We start from the raw sequence: 17585 nt of genomic DNA on the forward strand, positions 1-17585 counted from the left end.
GGGAAATGTATGAGCATAATAACAAACATAAATAAACTATTCGACCATAGAATTAGACTTGGAATCATGTCTATTTTAATGGTAAACGAATATGCAGATTTTAACACATTAAAAGAGCTTTTAGGCGCTACCGATGGTAATTTAGCAAGCCATACTAAAGCACTAGAAAAAGCCGAATACATAAAAATTGAAAAACAATTTATCGGAAAAAAACCAAATACAAGATATAGCACTACCAAATTAGGTAAAGTAGAGTTTAAAAAACATATTAACGCACTAGAAAAATTAATACATAAATCTTAAATCCTTTTTTTTAATTAATCACTTTGAAATACAAAGTACTTTTAAAACAACAATTATGCAAGACTCACAAAACACAAACAACCTACACAATAGGAACACAAACAAATTTGGACATTGGTTAAAAACATCAATCACTGCAAGACTAGCAATGGTTGGTTTTCTAACATTAATTTTATTAATACCATTATTTTTTATTCAGAATTTAATTAATGAGCGCTCTAGAAGACAAGAAAGTGTTGTAAAAGAAATAAATGATAAATGGGGAAATGAAGTGCTTCTTTACGGTCCAGTTTTAAAAATACCATATAAAGTGTTTACTCAAAAAACGGTAACAAATAAGGAAACTAATGAATCTTACACCGAAACTATTGAAAACATAAATTATGCCTATTTTTTTCCTTCAGAATTAGATATTGCTTCAACTGTAAATCCTGAAAAAAAAGAACGTGGTATTTTTAAAACTGCTGTTTACGATAGTAAAATAACTTTAAACGGAAACTTTAAAAATCCAGATTTTTCGTTAGGAGAAATAAACCCTAAACATGTTTTATGGGACAAAGCAAAACTTATGGTAAAAACCTCTAATCTTAAAGGTGTTACTACTGCTAAACTTCAATTTAATAATAATTTATACGAGTTAGCTTCAAATTATAGCGACAAAAAAGAGCAACGCTATAATAGCTTAGCTATGCATACACTTGAAACAAAAAACTTAAAAAAATTAACCGAGGACGTTTTTAAAAATAATGTAAATTTCAGCTTTAATTTTAATGTAAAAGGAAGCGAACAAATAAGATTTATACCTATTGGTAAAGAAACTAAGGCTAACATAAACTCCAATTGGAAAGATGCTAACTTTTTTGGTGAGTTTTTACCATATAATGATAATAAATTTACAAGCGATGGTTTTAATGCCAAATGGAACATACTAGATCTTAACAGACCATTTTCTCAACAACACTTTGGATATTTACCAGACTTAAAAGAGTTTGCTTTTGGTGTTAATTTTATGATTCCAGTAGACGAATATACCAAAAGCGAGCGCTCTGCTAAATATGGATTTTTAGTTATTGGCTTAACGTTTTTATTATTCTTTTTAATACAAACATTAAGTAAAATTGGTATTCATCCTTTTCAATATTTAATGATTGGGTTAGCACTTACCATGTTTTACACTTTACTTGTTTCTATTAGCGAACATAGTAACTTTTTAAAAGCCTATTTAATTGCAGGAACATCGGTAATCGCACTTATTACATTATACTCTAAATCGATTTTAAAGACTTGGAAATTTCCAGTATTTATTGGCCTTTCTTTAACCGCATTATATACATTTATATACATAATTATTCAACTAGAAAGTTACGCATTAGTTGTAGGTAGCATAGGCTTATTTATAATACTAGCATTAGTAATGTTTGTTTCAAGAAAAATAGATTGGAATAATGGATAATTAAGTAAACCATAATGGCACTCCTCTGTAAAAAAAAATCATGAGTGCCGTTTTAATAACAAATAAACAGTTATTGTTTTTAACTCTTGGACATTTAATATTTAACAGCTAGAATATTGAGAATTAAAATTATAGGATACGATATAACATATTTATCCGCTTGTTTTCATTAAATTTAGGAATCTAAATTTTTAATTTTAAACAATATGAAAAACTTACCAGCCTATTTTTTACTATTAGTATTCCTCTTTTTTTCATGTAATAATGAAGAAAAAGAAAGCACACTCACAATGGGAGAATTTGAAATGTCTACAAATAAAATTATTCAAAATGAACCATTTACTATTACTTACAATGGAGATAAAAAAATAGACGAAAGCATCTTTTATAATTTAGTGCAATCTAAACCATATGCTTACGATTTAAATTTTAATGACAACAAAGCCGTTATTACTGTTCCAGATTCAGTAAGTGCAATATCATTTCATTTTAAAATAGATGATAAATTTGACAACAATAATAAAGAAGGTTATTTATTTCCTGTTTATAATAAAAATGAAGAAATTGCCAAAGGAGCAAATGCTGCAATAGAATATTACAAACTAGGTAATGGTAGCGACTTCGGTTTAAAAGGATCTGAAGAAAACAGCTTAAAAGCATTAGAAAAAGCAATAAATACTAATCCAGAAATTAAAGAAAACTGGAGATTAATACATATACAATTAGCACAAATAGAAAATAAAGATAAAGCAAAGAGATTAGCAGAATCTTACATTAGCGACATAACTTCTAAAAATAATTTAACCGAAGAAGATTACTCTAATATATCTACCATCTATGCAAACCTTAGAAACAGAGCAGCAATGGATTCTGTCTCTCAAATTGCTATGACTAAATTTCCTAAAGGTAAAGCTAAGCAACAATCGCTAATGAACAACTTTTACGATGCTAAAACACTAGCTGAAAAAGAGAAAATTTTTAGTGAAATTGAAACCAGTTTTGGCATGAATCCCTCTTTAACCTATGCCGCTACTGGTTTAGCTGCTGAAAAATTTAAGGCTGGCGACGAAGCTAATTTTAAAGTTTATGCAGATAAAATTGAAGGAAAACAAGAAAAAGCTGGCTTATATAACAGTGTTGCTTGGCCAGCTGCAGAAAGTGGTGAGAATTTAGAAATGGCTTCTAAACTATCTAAAGCTTCTTTAGATTTAATAACTGTTACCAAAACCGATTTATCCAATAAGCCTCAATATTTATCTAAAAAACAATATGAAAACAGTTTAAATAGCACGTATAATATGTATGCAGATACTTATGCTTTAATACAATTTAAATTAGGGAATATAAAAGAAGCCATTAAGTATCAATCTCAAGCTATTGGAGAAGGAAAAGAAGCAGAACTAAACGAACGTTACATTCAATTTTTGATGGCAGATGAGCAATATGAATTAGCTGCTAAAAAAGCAAATAGTTTTTTAAACTCAGGAAATAGCACAAAAAAAATAACCGAGTACTATAAAACAGCTTACACAAAAGTAAACCCTAATAAAAGTATTCAAGATTTTAATTTAATAATTGCAGATCTAAAAGAAAAAAATCGCAAAAAAGAATTAGCCGAATTAAAAAAGTCTATGCTTGATGAAGAGGCACCACAATTTGTTTTAAAAAATTTAGAAGGCAAAAATATAGCTCTAAATGAATTAAAAGGAAAAACTGTAATTTTAGATTTCTGGGCAACATGGTGTGGACCTTGTAAAGCATCTTTTCCTGGAATGCAAGAAGTAGTTGAAAAGTATAAGGAAGATGAAAACGTTGTATTATTATTTGTAGATACTTTTGAAAACGGTGCTAATCGTGAAAAAGATGTTGCCAAATTTATTAAAGACAATAACTACGATTTTCATGTATTAATAGATGAAAAAATAAAAGACAGTAACAAGTATGAAGTGGCTAACAAATATGGTATAACAGGAATTCCAACAAAAGTAATTATTGGGCCAAGTGGAAAAATAAACTTCAAATCTGTTGGCTTTAGCGGTAGTAACGATAAGCTAAAACAAGAAATGGATTTAATGATTGAGCTTTTAAAATCTTAATTTTAAATAGAATTTCGCAAATAAAAAGGCTTCCAAATTGGAAGCCTTTTTTTATAATATTAAAAAGTAAAATTTTATATGTTATTTAGCAATCGTTATTACCGTCTCCATCGGTATCTAAAAGATTAGGATCTGTTATACCTTCTGGTACACAAAGTGTGGAAGCATCATCCACTCCAGAAACCTCTTCACAATCTGTTAATCCATCTCCATCGCTATCTGCTAAATTAGGATTTGTTATATTTCCATTAGGGTTGCAAGTTGTTTCTGGATAATCTATTCCAGATGTTTCTTCACAATCTAGCAAACCATCACCATCACTATCTGGATAGCCCAAAGCTGTAATAACACCTATTGTGTTTTGTCCTGTAAAACCACTCTCAACTCTTACGTAATAGGTTTGTGGTACACCAGAAAGTGTTGATGTATAGGGCATGGATAAAGCATTAACTTCTACTTGCGCATCTTGCAAAGTTTCATAATATGCATAATTAAAGTTTGGAAAATCTCCACTCTCGTAATACAATGAGAAATCGTAAGTATAACTACCCATGACACAACCTATTTCATAAATTTCGGCATCAAACATATTAGAGCTATTATCTATATCATCTAAATAATCTGGTGTTTGATCTAAATCGGTATCATCATTCATTGGGTTACCATCATTATTAGCATCTTCGTCTATTGTATTAATACCATCTCCATCATCATCTACATCTTGGTAATTTGGAGTACCATCTTGATCTGTATCATCATCTTCTAAATTACCATTTTCGTTTAAATCTTCTAATATATCTGTAATACCATCGCTATCTGTATCTATTAATTCTACACATGACATTTCAGTTCCTAAATCTGTATTTGGTGATGAAAAATTACCACTAATTATATTTGAAGATTGATTATTGGTAAAGTCAAAAACTTGTGCTGTAAAAGCTGTATCCGAAGAACAATATGTTATTACCTGAGAAATTATACCATTTGTAACAGGAATAAAATGATTTATATTATTATAAAATAAATTAAGGTAACCATCTGTAATTGGCTCTCCACTACAATTATTAAATGTAGCAGAAAAATTAGTGGTTAATGCCGTACTATTCGAGACTGTAATGGTTATATTTTCATCTGCAGCAAATGGACCAATAGTAGTAGTAAAATTAACTCCTTGACAACCATAATTAGGCACTATTAATGTTATCTCTTCGTCTTGTGGTACTAATCCACATTCTTCACCATTTGCATTTGTTAAACCATACGTTCCTGTTGCGTTTAATGCTGAAGAGTATATATCTAATTCTGTATTTGGTAACACGTTTCCGTTTGCATCTTCCAAAGTTATACAAACATTAACTGCAGGATATTGAAAATCCCAATTCCAAAATGAAAAATGTGATACTTCTGCCACAAATTTATCTCCATCTAACTCACCAAACCCTTCTTCTTTCCAATAACCATTGTCCTCATCAAAAGACCATAATGGTATTGTAACAGGTGGATTTGTAACACTACTTCCTACAGGAATTTTAATTTTTGCTGTTTGTCCAGGAGCAATATTTAACTCCTCTCCTGCTTCTCCTCTTAGCTCTACAGCAATCATTCCTACAGTTTCCAAAACTCTTAAAGCACCTTCTGCATTTTCGGCTAAAAGCGTTCCTGGCATTTGGTATTTCATATTTGCATCATCTACACTTAAATGCTTAATAATAACATCTATATTACCTTGATAAGGACCACCAAATTGGTTTATAAAACTTTCTGGGAGTTCAACTTCTGTTCCATCTGTTAAGCCTAAAGTAAAAGCTTGACCTGCAGTAATTGTAGCCACACTGTCTAAACTTAACAACATTATTTTAACTTGGTTAACTCCTGTAGATGGCACTATAGAACGCGAACCATCTATAAATCCTGACTTAGTTGCTTTAATATTAGCAAATTTTTGATATACAGTTGCTTGTGGTATAGAAAATGCTCCATTTGCATCTGTTACTGCAAACTGAGAACCTATATTAATAGTTACGCCAGCAATTGGGTTATTTTCTTCGTTTACAACAGTACCTAAAAAGCGTGCTTGAATTGCGCTTCCAAAATTTTGAAGAAAAGGATTAGTATCACCAGCTTCCGAACTTTCGTTTAAAGGAATATTATTATCGTTCTCGCAAGAGGAAAACATAATTAAAATAGCTAAAGTGAATACATATTTTATAAATTTCATAGTCTTTATTTTGTATTTATAAATATAACAAGTTGCTTGTTAAAACTCCTAACCGGACGTTTTATTATTCTTTACCGTTTACGTAATCTTGTAAATAAGCAAATCTTGGTGTTAATTTACCATCACTTGTTGTCATTTTAGCACGTTTTAAAATACCTTTTTCATCATTATTAAAGAAAGATGGAATTACATGCTTTAAAAACATGCCTCCAAAACCTTCACTTGCATCTTTTGGCAACTCGCAAGGTAAATTGTCTACAGCCATCATTGTAATGGCACCTTCTGCATCGAAAGCAACTTCTTTTTCTGTTTTGGCATCATAACCATAAAAAGGATCTGCAATTGTAGATGGCCTAATTGTACTTGCTACAGGACCGTCTATATCGCAAGAAATATCGGCTATTAAATTAATTTTAAATTCTGGGTGTTTAGCATCTTCTCTTGTAAACAAATATGGTGCACCATCGCCATAAAAATGTCCTGCTATAAAGAAATCTGTGTGTTTAGCATAAGGCATAAAGTTACTTTCGTAATCTGATGCATCTTTATAAAATGCTAATTTATCTCCTACTTTACCGTCTTTACGTTTAGCATATTCCATTACGTCTGCCATAACATAAACAGGTTCTGTAAACTCACTAGTTAAGTACAAGGCATCACTAACTTGTTTTATTTTTAAATGGTCTAAAATTTCTTTTGCACCATACGCTACTTTTCCTGTACCTGTAAGTAATATTTTAATATTGGGTACTGTTATTTTATCTAGCTCTGCCTTTACAGCGTCTAAATCCCTAAGCGTCTCTACTTTTGGTAAGTTAAATAAATTATCTCGCAAGCCTAAAGCTCTAAATCCATTATACGCACCAACTAAGCCCGCATAACGACCAAAACCAATTAACCTAGCACCGTTTTGTTTTACTATAGTTTCATGATCGTACATTTCTATATTTTTTTCTAAAATTGCTTTTAGAAGTTTTCTATTGTACGGTTGTTTTTTAATTGTATGACTAAAGAAAAAGTATTTTTTGTTAGGTATTAAAGCGTCTAAAGGCACTTCTTTTACACCAAACATAACATCTGCATCCGTTACATCTTCTGAAACTTGAAAACCTAGTTTTTGATATTCTGAATCATTAAAGACTCTAATATCTGAAGATTCGACAACAATTTCTGCCTCTGGAAAATTGTTTTTTAATGTTTTTAAATCTTGAGGTGAAAAAACTACACGACGGTCTGGCGGGTTTTTACGTTCTTTTATTATGGCGAATTTCATTGATAATGTGTAATTATTATTTTCGCTAAATTACTTTTATTAAAAGGCTTTCGCAAATAAATTTAATCTGCTCTAGAAACTTCGCTTTCTAGTTTTAAAACATAATTTCCATCGTCTTGTTTAATATACAAAGCTTTGTTACCAGACTCTCCATTTCTGGTAACCTCTGTTTTTTTTATTGTTTTTGTTACAGATGTAGTATATGTTTTTTCTACGGTGCCTTTAGCGGTTCCGTTTCCCCAACTCCATTTTACGCTTGTTCCTGTTTTTATCATTTTTTTATTTTAAAGTTATACATTTACAATGACACATTTTCATAATGAAATGATAAAAGTTAATTGGTATGGCTTTTGAGTTAATATTTTTAGTAGTTTTGCTACCCTTGAAATTTACAGTCCTATTTCTTGGTTTGTGCGTTAAGGATGGAGGCATTGTTGAAGCTCTTTTTTGTTTTTCTCAAAAAAAGCGACTGCTGAGAGCCTGACACGTTTTTGCCATTAAAAGCAAAAATGGGTAACGCCATTAAAACTATTTTTAAAAAATGAAATGTTTAAAAAATTCTAATATGAGTTTAGATTTTTTAATTGTTTCTTTTAATTGGGGCCGCCTGGTTTTGACAGCGAGATTAATAAACTAGTAAGCACGTCGTGTAATGATTTTGAAACACGTTAAAGGCTAGATCAACTTTTTAAACGGCGAGAATAACTACGCTTTAGCTGCCTAATCTGAATTATAGTAGGATTAAGCCTCGGCTCACAAGGTGAGCAAGCTTTATGTCTCCGGAAAGCCTTGATTGGCGGCGTTCCATTAGAGATATCGTAAAAGTCAATATAGATTTGGTAGCGCTTTGATGCCATTTCGAGATTAAAAAGATAAGTTAAAAGTAGGTTGTCTTTAACCAGCTTTTAATCGAAAAAACAAGAAAAGAATAAACGTGTAGAAAGCTACTTTGTTACTTGTTTGGACGAGAGTTCGATTCTCTCCGGCTCCACATTAAACGCCCTAAAGCATTGATTTTAGGGCGTTTTTATTTTTTGGAAAGTAATGAGAAATTATCAATTTAAAATATTTAGTGTACAAAAAAACGCTGTAAACATATTGCTTACAACGTTTTTTTTATGCAATACTACAAATTATTTAATCTCTACTAATTCTAAATCGAATACTAATTCTTTTCCTGCTAAAGGATGATTTCCATCTACAATAATATGGTCTTCATTAACCTCTGCAATTCTAAACTGGTGCTCGTTACCTTGAGGATCTTTTGATACTAATCCTAAACCAACTTCTGGTTTTACTTCTGCTGGTAACATTGCTTTTTCCACGTTGTGAAATAAGTCTGGATTTACTTCTCCATAAGCTTCATTAACAGGAATATTAACTGTTTTCTTGTCATTCACTTTCATCTCAATTACCGCATTTTCAAACCCAGGAATTAACATACCTTTTCCTAGAGTAAACTCTAATGGTTCGCGTCCTTCTGAACTATCAAACACTTGACCATCTTTAAGCTTTCCTGTGTAATGTACTTTTACGGTATCATTTGCTTTTACTTGACTCATAATTTTTTATTATAGTTAAACAACAAAGCTATTGATTGTTATGGCCAATAAAGAATGAAATGACATGTTTCGCCAATATTTAAGAAAAACTTAACTTCAAATTCTTATTTTGATTGAAAAAGGTAAAAAAACAAAAAAGTACAACTAAATATTATTTAGTTGTACTTTAAAGTTTAATTAAAATTTTTCTTTTCTATTTAGAAACGGAATCCAGCAGTAAATATAATACGGCTATCTTCTGTACTTGTATAGTACCCAATATTTGCTGTAAATGCTTGAAAACCGTTTATAAAAATAGAGCCTCCATAACTACTATGCCATTTGTTAGAATTTTCATTTTCAATCCAAACACGTCCTAAATCGTATCCTCCTGTAACACCTATTCTAAGTGGAATAAATCCAGTTTCTTGCTCTATAAGACAAAGTCTAAGGTCTGTTGTTTGAAAAAATGATGTTTTACCTAAAAAGCGTTCGTTTCTATATCCTCTTAAACTTGTGTTACCTCCCAATGTAGCAGCATGATAAAATTCATAATTATCGCCAAAAATAAAGTTTGCCTGAGCTTTTGTTGCTAAAGTTGCTAGACCACTTTCGTGAAGAGGATAAATAAAAGATACTGTAGGTTTAACATATGTAAACTTGTTATCGAATTCTGAATCTAATGTTTGCTTATATCCTGCTAAAATACCTAAAGCAATTCCTCTTTTAGGTAAACTTAATAATCCCTTTTTATTATTAAATTCTACTCCTACTTCTGCTCCTGCATAAATTTGATTTTCGAAAACATCGTCATTAGCATTAAAATATGTTTGCGCAAAACCATTATTTATATTTGCAACCTCGTGAGATTCTATTCGTGCGGCTAAATGTGCACTTACATTACCACTAGTTTTATAAATTAAAGACGGTTGAAAATGCCATTGTTTAATTTTTGTACGGTTAAAATCCATGTCTACAGCATCTTCATTGTACTGTGTTTCATTACCTATCCCAAAGAAATTTGTTGCAAAATTTTCGCTTGTTACTCTAGCATCTAATCCTAAATTCCAGTTATGAAATATATGGGCAAATTCTCCATTATAAGAAAACTCGAATCCTTGAGTTGCAGAGTAATAAGATGCATTAAATGTGTGTTGTGTGGTAAATGGATTTCGTAATAGCGAATAAGTTGTATATGTATTTGTTAAGCCCGCATTAAATCCTGCATCTGGATCGAAACCAATTGTAGGTAATAAAACATTATTAGAGTATTTACGTTTTTGAGGATTGTAATTATTAATATTATAAGAGTCTGAAAGTTTTTTACTTACAGGTGTATTAAAGGTGTTTTTCTTTGATTTATAATCGTAAACCTTAACTGCTCTTTTATTTTCTATATTATAAATATCATTTTCTTCTCCTCCAAACACTTTTAATTTTATGTAATTATTTCCTTCTCCAGAAACTGTAATATTATCATTCCCATCTAAAGCATATAACCATATTTCTTTTGTTTCTTCTTTTGTATAAGTGTTTTCAAAAATGGTTTTATTTTTTTGTAAAACTGTTACTTTGGTCTCTCCATTTGGCAGCCTTAAAACGTTTATAGTATTATCCTTATTGGTTGCTACAATAATTTCGTGTTCTTTAAAATAGTTGTAATAATCTTTAGCAATAGACACCATGTTTTCGCGTCTTTGCTTTAAAATGGATTTTATATTGTCTATACTTTCATCTTTAGTGTCTTTTAAAAGATTAGCAAAAGCATTATCAATAACCTCATCTGTAAGATTATTTTGAATATTTTTTGCTTGCTTTTCCCAATCCTGCCAGCTTGAAGTATTAATAAAATTTTTATCTAAATAATATACAGCATTATTAAATGTTTTTACATTTTGAACTTCTGGAGCATAGGTTTGCATGTTTCTGGCTAATGGTGACACTGCTTTTAAAATAAATGGAAAAACACCATCGTATTTAGAAAATGCTTGATCTCTATCTCTAGGGATTGGCTTGTATAATAACTCGCCATTATTTTGCTCGTGTAAAGCCCAACGCCATTGATCTTCATGTCTATCCCAATCCCCAATAAGCATATCGAACAATCGAGCTCTTAAATAACTGTCTTCGTCAATTTTAGCATCTTTATCGTTTTGCAGTTCAAGTAGCATATCTTTTGTACTAATAATATCGTCTGCATTTCCAAAAGTCTTAAATTCTTTGTTTTCGTCTCCAACATGTTCTTCGAACATATATAATTTATCTCCATAGTTCTCGTTAAACCTACCTAATCGTTCTTGTTTTGGTAAATAGACAATTTTTGGATTTGCGTGTGCAATATCTATAGCATCTAAAAGCTCGTTAATTGCAAATTGCGCATATGGTTGTGCTGTTGTATAATAATCTTGTACTATCTCCTCTGCAACTGTATCTTCCATATAATCTAAAACATAATGGTTTTTAATTTTAGATTGAATGAATCTTACACCACTTTTTCTAAGTTCTCTTACGGTATATTCGTTTTCATTATCATCTATAAGTCTTAAACTTCTAGATTGGTTTCCTCCTCCTTCTGTAATGGCTTTTACGTTATGTGGTAAGCTGTCTACAAAAAGTACTGGCGCTTCTATTTCACGACCATAAATATCTCTATAGTGCTCTCCAAAAAACCATTTATAAAACCCAGATTTATTTACTTCTTCTTTTGTATAAATTGAAGCTTTTTGAGTGCTGCCAAAATCGCTATTTTTATGATAGCTAAAATCTTCTAAAGTTCCCTTTTTTAATTTAATTTGTTTTGAATACACTTTTTTAGTTTGCTCACCTTCTAATGTATATATTTCTACTTCCGAGCTACCATCTTTAAACACATTAAGTTTTGCAAAACCTGGTTGGTTAGTACCAAAATAACCTTTGTCGACCTCTGCATTTGTCTTGGTCGTTTTTCCGGCAGCACCACTAATTATCTGTGGTATGTCGTCATCCATTAAAAACTGTAAATTCTTATCTGCACCAGATACAAAAATTACATCGTTAAATTGACTAGCTAAAGTTTCTAATGTCCCTACAAGATATTGCATATCGTTATGGTAATAGGCTTGTTTAGATAAACCACCCATTCTATTTATTAAACCTTGTCGTGTTGCAGTTAATACAGGATGATGTAATGCCACCACAATAGTTTTATTCTGCTCGTCTTTAAGTTCGTCTTTAAATTCTAGAAAAAACTGTTCTCTAGTTTTTATTTCACATTTATTATTTATGTAAGGATATTTATCCCAATCTTCAAGATACCATTGTGTATCTACCATTACCAACTCTACCTCGTCACTTAAGGTTTCGCGTTCTATTGGGCATCCATCGTTTGGCCAAAATTTTGCTTCACTATTATCTTGTAAATAAGACTCTAAATCGTCTATATTTTTATGCCCGCCTTTATTCCATTCGTTTTTACCTGGAATAAATATAACCTGACCATTAAAATTTGAAAGTGGTTTTAGTACTTCTGTTTTAAGAAAATCTTCTTCGGCTTTACGTAGAGTTTCATTTTTTGGAAAACCATTTTTTCTTGTGCTATTTCCTAAAGCTATAAATGCTGCATTATTATCTTTTTGAGAAGCATTAACTATTGCTTCTAGAATTTTTTGTGCATTTGTATTTTTATCTGACCCTAAATTAGATGTCATATAAATACTTTTAGAAATTTCTTGAGCCTCTAATTGCCCAAAAAATAGAAGTATAGAAAGTGAATAAATAAAAGTTTTTATTTGTTTTGAGTTTAAAGTGCTTTTCATATAAAGGTTAATTTACGCAAAATTCTTAAATTAAAATTTAGAAACTGTGCTTTTATAAAACTATTATTGAAGCATCTCCTAATTCTTAAAAAAAGTATTACGAAATAGTTATAACCTTAAAGTTTAAATTATGAAAATAAAAAAGAAACTTGATACTTTAAGTTTTCTATTTACCCTTAACAAATAGATTAAGTAATAAACCTGAAATTATTAATCCTATTCCTAGTAAACTGAATAAAGTATAGTTTTCACTAAACCAAATTAATCCTATTAGCATTGAAAAAACAACTTCTAAATATTTTAAAGGAGCTAATTTACTTGTTTCCCCCAACTGTAGTGCTTTTGTCATATATACCTGTCCAAAATAACCAAACACACCAAGGCTTAAAAATATAAGCCATTCGTTTAGTTGTGGTGTTTGCCAATTATTAATAGAAAGAATACCACCTATAACCGCTGAAATAATCATAAAATAATTTACAACTACCACAGGATGATCCTTGCTCCCTATTTTTCTAATAGTTATGTAAACTAATCCGGCAAAGATTGCAGATATTAATGCAAAAACCACACCTTCAATTTGTAATTTATTATCAAAACCTTTTAACACCAATACTCCAGAAAAAGCTAAAATAAAAAATAACCATTGAATAGGTTTTACACGTTCTTTTAAAAAATATACAGCAAAAAAAGCTGCAAAAACAGGAGCTATATATCTTAAAGAAACTGCTGCTCCCATAGCAATATATTTTAATGACAAAAAGAACAAGGTCATAGAAATAAGACCAAAAACACTTCGAGCTACCAGCAATGCTTTTTTATTTCCTTTAAGAGAGATTTTATTTTTTAATAAAAATGGTATTGTAAAAAATAATGAGCCTAAGGATCTAAAAAATACAATTTGATAGACGCTAAAATTGTGTAATGATTTTACAAAAACATTTAAGAAAGTAAATGCTAATGCACTTATAACCATATACTGGATTGCTTTTTTAAGCATTTAAGTGGTGTTAGTTTTTAAAGAAAAGGAAATTAGGCAATATTTTTTAAAAGTGCATTAAAACCTGTTAGGCAGTAATTTTGTAACTGTTCTTGAGTGAGACTTTCGGTTATTTGTATACACTCAATTGGGTGATTATAATTTTCTATTTTAACTTTATTCTTAGTTAACAAAATAACACCATCTACACTACCATCGTTATTATTTTTAATACATTCTTGTTCTTTTATTGGTGATTCGAAAGACTGAAATAAAACAATTTTAAAACCATTGTTATAAGCTAGTTTCTCTACAGTATATAAAAACCAACTATAGAAATTTGTATTTGCCTGCGGAATTATTACCGCTAATGCGCCTGTGCGCTTTTTTCTTAAACCAACGGCATAATTATTTGGTATATAATTATGCTCGTCGGCTATATTTTTTATTAGAGCTCTTGTTTTTAAACTAATATCAAGCTTACCATTTAAAGCTTTTGACACTGTGGAAATTGAATAGCCAGATAAACGAGATATTTCTTTTAAAGTTATAATGGAGCTCATTGTATTCATTATCTAAGTTCTTTAATAATTGCTAAAGCATTTTTTGTATCTGCTTCAATTTTAGCTAAATCATAATTACCGTTTGCGTCTTTTGCAATTAGTTTTGATCCCATACCAACGCAGGTTACTCCAGCTTTAAACCAACCTTCAAGGTTTTCTCTAGTAGGAGAAACTCCTCCTGTTGGCATAATGCTAGTCCAAGGTTGAGGACCTTTTATTGCTTTAACAAAATCTGGCCCGTAAATACCACCTGGAAAAAGTTTTACCACTTCGCAACCCAATTCCTCTGCTCTACAAATTTCTGTTAAAGACCCACAACCTGGAGACCAAGCTACTTTACGTCTATTACAAACAATTGCAATATCTTCTCTTAATACTGGTGTTACAATAAAGTTAGCACCAAGAGCCATAAAACGTGAAGCAGATGCGGCATCTGTAACAGAACCAACACCCATAATCATTCCTGGTAATTCTTTAAGAACCCATTTGTTAAGTTCTCCAAAAACTTCGTGAGCAAAATCTCCTCTTGCTGTAAATTCTAGTAAACGTGCTCCTCCATCGTAAGTAGCTTTTATTACTTTTTTACTTATTTCTATATCTGAGTTATAAAACAAAGGAACCATTCCTGTTTGTTTCATAACATTTGCAACTTCTATTCTTGTATAGTTTGCCATAATTTTATTTTTAGTTTTTTAAGTGATTAAATTTTTACTTTAAACACTAATTTTTTTACTACATCATTTCCAATCATAGGTGCATGAACATCTTCTGGATAAAAAATAGCAAATTGATTGTCTGTAAGTTGAAAAAACGTGTCTGGTTCGTCTTTAAAAAAACGTCTATCTCTTGCCGGATCGTAATCTCCATTTTTTATAGAACATTTCTCTCTTGGTTTCCAAGCTATAGTTTCTAATCCTTTAGCACAAATTTGAATATCGATATACTCATCATGACATTCAAATTTTTTCAAACTTTCGTCTTTCGATTTTGCTTCACCTGTAGCTACAATAAGTTTTAATCCTTCGGCAATGTCATATTTACCATCTTCAATATTTAAAATATCTTTTTGGCTTATATAGTTAAATGCCTTAGCAAATAGAGGATGCAAACTACTGTATGTACTTGCGTTTTTAAGCGTATCTATTATCATAACAAATTATCTTGCTACACGTCCAGACGCATCACCACCCATTAATTTTTCGACTTCAGATACAGTTACTAAGTTAGCATCTCCTTTAATTGTGTGTTTTAAACAAGAAGCTGCAACTGCAAAGTCTAATGCGTTTTGATCGTCTTCTGGATATTTTAATAAACCATAAATTAATCCTCCCATAAAAGAATCTCCTCCACCAACTCTATCTACAATATCTGTAATTTGATATTGGCGAGTTTCGTACATTTTTTTTCCATCATATAAAACACCAGCCCAAGTATTATGTGAAGCAGAAATAGAACCTCTTAAAGTAGTTATTACTTTTTTAGCTCTTGGAAATTTTTCCATCATTTGCTTACAAACTGATAAAAATGCTTCCGCTTTTACATCGTGCCCATCTTTATGTACATCTAAACCTTCTGGATGAATACCAAAGTGCTTTTCTGCATCTTCTTCATTCCCTAAGACAATATCACAGTAAGATGTTAACTCTGTCATTATTTTTTCTCTATGCGCATCATCACAATATGTCCAAAGTTTTGCTCTATAATTTAAATCTGTTGAAATAGTAACTCCCATTTCACTAGCCACTTTTACTGCTTCTAAACAAGCGTCTGCTGCACCTTGAGAGATTGCTGGTGTAATACCAGTCCAGTGAAACCAAGCAACATCTTTAAATACTGCTTTCCAATCTACCATACCTGGTTCGATTTCAGAAATTGCAGAGTGTGCTCTATCATAAACTACTTTAGAACCTCTACTAACCGCTCCAGTTTCTAAAAAGTAGATACCTAAACGGTCACCACCATATATAATTTTATCGACACCTACTCCTCTTTTACGCATCTCCATCATTGCACATTCACCAATATCGTTTTTAGGTAAACGCGTTACAAAATCTACAGGTACACCGTAGTTTGCTAATGAAACTGCTACGTTCGATTCTCCTCCTCCATATACAACATCAAAACTCGATGCTTGAGAAAATCTTAAAAATTGTTGAGGAGCTAATCTTAACATGATTTCTCCAAAAGTTACTACTTTTTTCATTTTATAAATTTAATTAGTTATTTGTTGGTTAAACGTTTAAGCAGATTTTAAAAAATAAAATCAAAACAGTGATATTTTGATTTTATGTGTTAAAACAATACTTTTGTTTAAACGTTTAAGCAAATATAAAAAACTTTAGTGAATAAAAAAAGAACGACCATAAAAGACATTGCTAATGTTTTAAATATTTCTCCTGCTGCTGTTTCTAAAGCACTTCATGATGATTCTCGTATTAGTGATAAAACAAAAAAAGCTGTTAGACAAGTAGCAAAAAATCTTAATTACCAACCAAATCATTTGGCTAGTGCTTTACGTAAAGGAAAAAGTAACCTAGTTGGTGTTATTGTACCTAAAACAAATAGTAACTTCTTCTCTTCTGTTATAGAACATATGGAAGCAGTTTTAAACAAAGCTGGTTATAATATAATTATTACACAATCTAACGAATCTTTTGCAAAGGAATGTAGAAGCATAGATACTTTATTGTTTACTCAAGTAGATGGTATTATAGCTTCGATGGCAAATGAAACTGTAGATTTATCTTATTATGAAAAAATAAAATCTAAAGGCATTCCTTTAATTTTGTTTGATCGTGGTGAAAATGATTTAAATGTTGATTATATAGGTATTGATGATTACCAAAGTAGCCATATGATTATAGAGCATTTAATTGCTAAAGGTTGCAAAAGAGTTGCTCATATTGGAGGATATAGAAGAACTAGAATTTTTAATAATAGAATTAGAGGCTATATTGATGCTATTAAAAAACATAATTTACCTATTGATAATGAACTTTTAATTGAAAGTAATTTAACATTAGAAGATGGTAGATTACAAATGAAAAAATTATTAAAATTAAAACAGCGCCCAGATGCGGTTTACGCTGCTAGTGACTATGCTGCATTAGGAGCTTTACAGGTTTTAAATGAAAAAAACATAAAAGTCCCTGAAGAAATTTGTTTAGTTGGTTTTGGAAACGAGCCATTTACATCTTTAGTAACACCTTCTATTACTACTGTAAAACAACATAGTAAACAAATAGGAAAAATTGCTGCTGAGACTTTTATTAAAAGAATTAAAGATAAAAATTGGAAGCCTACTTTAGAAAAAAATATTTTAAAGGCTGAATTAATTATTAGAAAATCTTCAGACAAATAAATTA

At 30.6% G+C, this 17585-nt stretch carries 14 protein-coding genes and 1 other RNA gene; 5 read left to right on the forward strand and 10 right to left on the reverse strand.

All coding sequences use genetic code 11. The annotated features are described in order from the left end of the window. The first annotated feature begins 9 nt into the window (after positions 1-9). The 3 genes from BWR22_RS11705 to BWR22_RS11715 all read left to right on the forward strand — a co-directional run bounded on the left by BWR22_RS11705 (position 10) and on the right by BWR22_RS11715 (position 3852). Positions 10-303 carry a winged helix-turn-helix domain-containing protein gene (locus tag BWR22_RS11705; RefSeq protein WP_076733848.1) on the forward strand — a complete coding sequence of 98 codons (294 nt, stop codon included), beginning with the start codon at positions 10-12 and terminating at the stop codon, positions 301-303. 55 nt (positions 304-358) lie between these two features. After that, positions 359-1756, forward strand: a complete 1398-nt coding sequence (gene creD, locus BWR22_RS11710) for a cell envelope integrity protein CreD (protein WP_076733849.1) — start codon at positions 359-361, stop codon at positions 1754-1756. A 206-nt stretch (positions 1757-1962) separates the two neighbouring features. After that, positions 1963-3852, forward strand: coding sequence for a TlpA family protein disulfide reductase (locus BWR22_RS11715; protein WP_083678301.1), 1890 nt, complete (start codon positions 1963-1965; stop codon positions 3850-3852). Positions 3853-3937: 85 nt separating this feature from the next. On the opposite strand, the gene BWR22_RS11720 is transcribed toward BWR22_RS11715, so the two are convergent. From BWR22_RS11720 to BWR22_RS11730, 3 genes are all read right to left on the reverse strand, one after another. Beyond that, positions 3938-6070: a carboxypeptidase-like regulatory domain-containing protein gene (locus BWR22_RS11720; protein WP_076733851.1), complete on the reverse strand. Its 2133-nt coding sequence runs from the start codon at positions 6068-6070 to the stop codon at positions 3938-3940. A 64-nt stretch (positions 6071-6134) separates the two neighbouring features. Beyond that, positions 6135-7343, reverse strand: coding sequence for an NAD(P)-dependent oxidoreductase (locus BWR22_RS11725; RefSeq protein ID WP_076733852.1), 1209 nt, complete (start codon positions 7341-7343; stop codon positions 6135-6137). Between the two features lie 62 nt (positions 7344-7405). Beyond that, positions 7406-7618, reverse strand: a complete 213-nt coding sequence (locus BWR22_RS11730) for a hypervirulence associated TUDOR domain-containing protein (protein WP_076733853.1) — start codon at positions 7616-7618, stop codon at positions 7406-7408. Between the two features lie 324 nt (positions 7619-7942). Between BWR22_RS11730 and ssrA the strand changes: the two genes are divergently transcribed. Next, positions 7943-8337, forward strand: a transfer-messenger RNA (tmRNA) gene (ssrA, locus tag BWR22_RS11735). 139 nt (positions 8338-8476) lie between these two features. On the opposite strand, the gene BWR22_RS11740 is transcribed toward ssrA, so the two are convergent. The 7 genes from BWR22_RS11740 to BWR22_RS11770 form a co-directional block, all read right to left on the reverse strand. After that, the gene (locus BWR22_RS11740; RefSeq protein ID WP_076733854.1) at positions 8477-8905 is read right to left on the reverse strand and encodes an FKBP-type peptidyl-prolyl cis-trans isomerase; all 429 of its coding nucleotides are present in this window, start codon (positions 8903-8905) and stop codon (positions 8477-8479) included. A 197-nt stretch (positions 8906-9102) separates the two neighbouring features. Then, positions 9103-12678, reverse strand: a complete 3576-nt coding sequence (locus BWR22_RS11745; protein ID WP_076733855.1) for a metallophosphatase — start codon at positions 12676-12678, stop codon at positions 9103-9105. 166 nt (positions 12679-12844) lie between these two features. Next, positions 12845-13678: a DMT family transporter gene (locus tag BWR22_RS11750; protein ID WP_076733856.1), complete on the reverse strand. Its 834-nt coding sequence runs from the start codon at positions 13676-13678 to the stop codon at positions 12845-12847. Positions 13679-13710: 32 nt separating this feature from the next. Continuing rightward, the gene (locus BWR22_RS11755; protein ID WP_076734426.1) at positions 13711-14220 is read right to left on the reverse strand and encodes a LacI family DNA-binding transcriptional regulator; all 510 of its coding nucleotides are present in this window, start codon (positions 14218-14220) and stop codon (positions 13711-13713) included. Between the two features lie 8 nt (positions 14221-14228). Then, positions 14229-14894, reverse strand: a complete 666-nt coding sequence (locus tag BWR22_RS11760; protein WP_076733857.1) for a bifunctional 4-hydroxy-2-oxoglutarate aldolase/2-dehydro-3-deoxy-phosphogluconate aldolase — start codon at positions 14892-14894, stop codon at positions 14229-14231. A 26-nt stretch (positions 14895-14920) separates the two neighbouring features. Next, a complete protein-coding gene (locus BWR22_RS11765; protein ID WP_076733858.1) occupies positions 14921-15370 on the reverse strand; it encodes a YhcH/YjgK/YiaL family protein in 450 nt (149 codons plus the stop codon). A gap of 6 nt (positions 15371-15376) precedes the next feature. After that, positions 15377-16423, reverse strand: a complete 1047-nt coding sequence (locus BWR22_RS11770; RefSeq protein ID WP_076733859.1) for a sugar kinase — start codon at positions 16421-16423, stop codon at positions 15377-15379. 138 nt (positions 16424-16561) lie between these two features. Here BWR22_RS11770 and BWR22_RS11775 point away from each other — a divergent pair, with 138 nt between their 5' ends. Then, positions 16562-17581, forward strand: coding sequence for a LacI family DNA-binding transcriptional regulator (locus tag BWR22_RS11775; RefSeq protein WP_076733860.1), 1020 nt, complete (start codon positions 16562-16564; stop codon positions 17579-17581). Positions 17582-17585 lie beyond the last annotated feature (4 nt).

The sequence above is a fragment of the Lacinutrix venerupis genome, from assembly GCF_001971745.1.
GTDB classification, from domain to species: domain Bacteria; phylum Bacteroidota; class Bacteroidia; order Flavobacteriales; family Flavobacteriaceae; genus Lacinutrix; species Lacinutrix venerupis.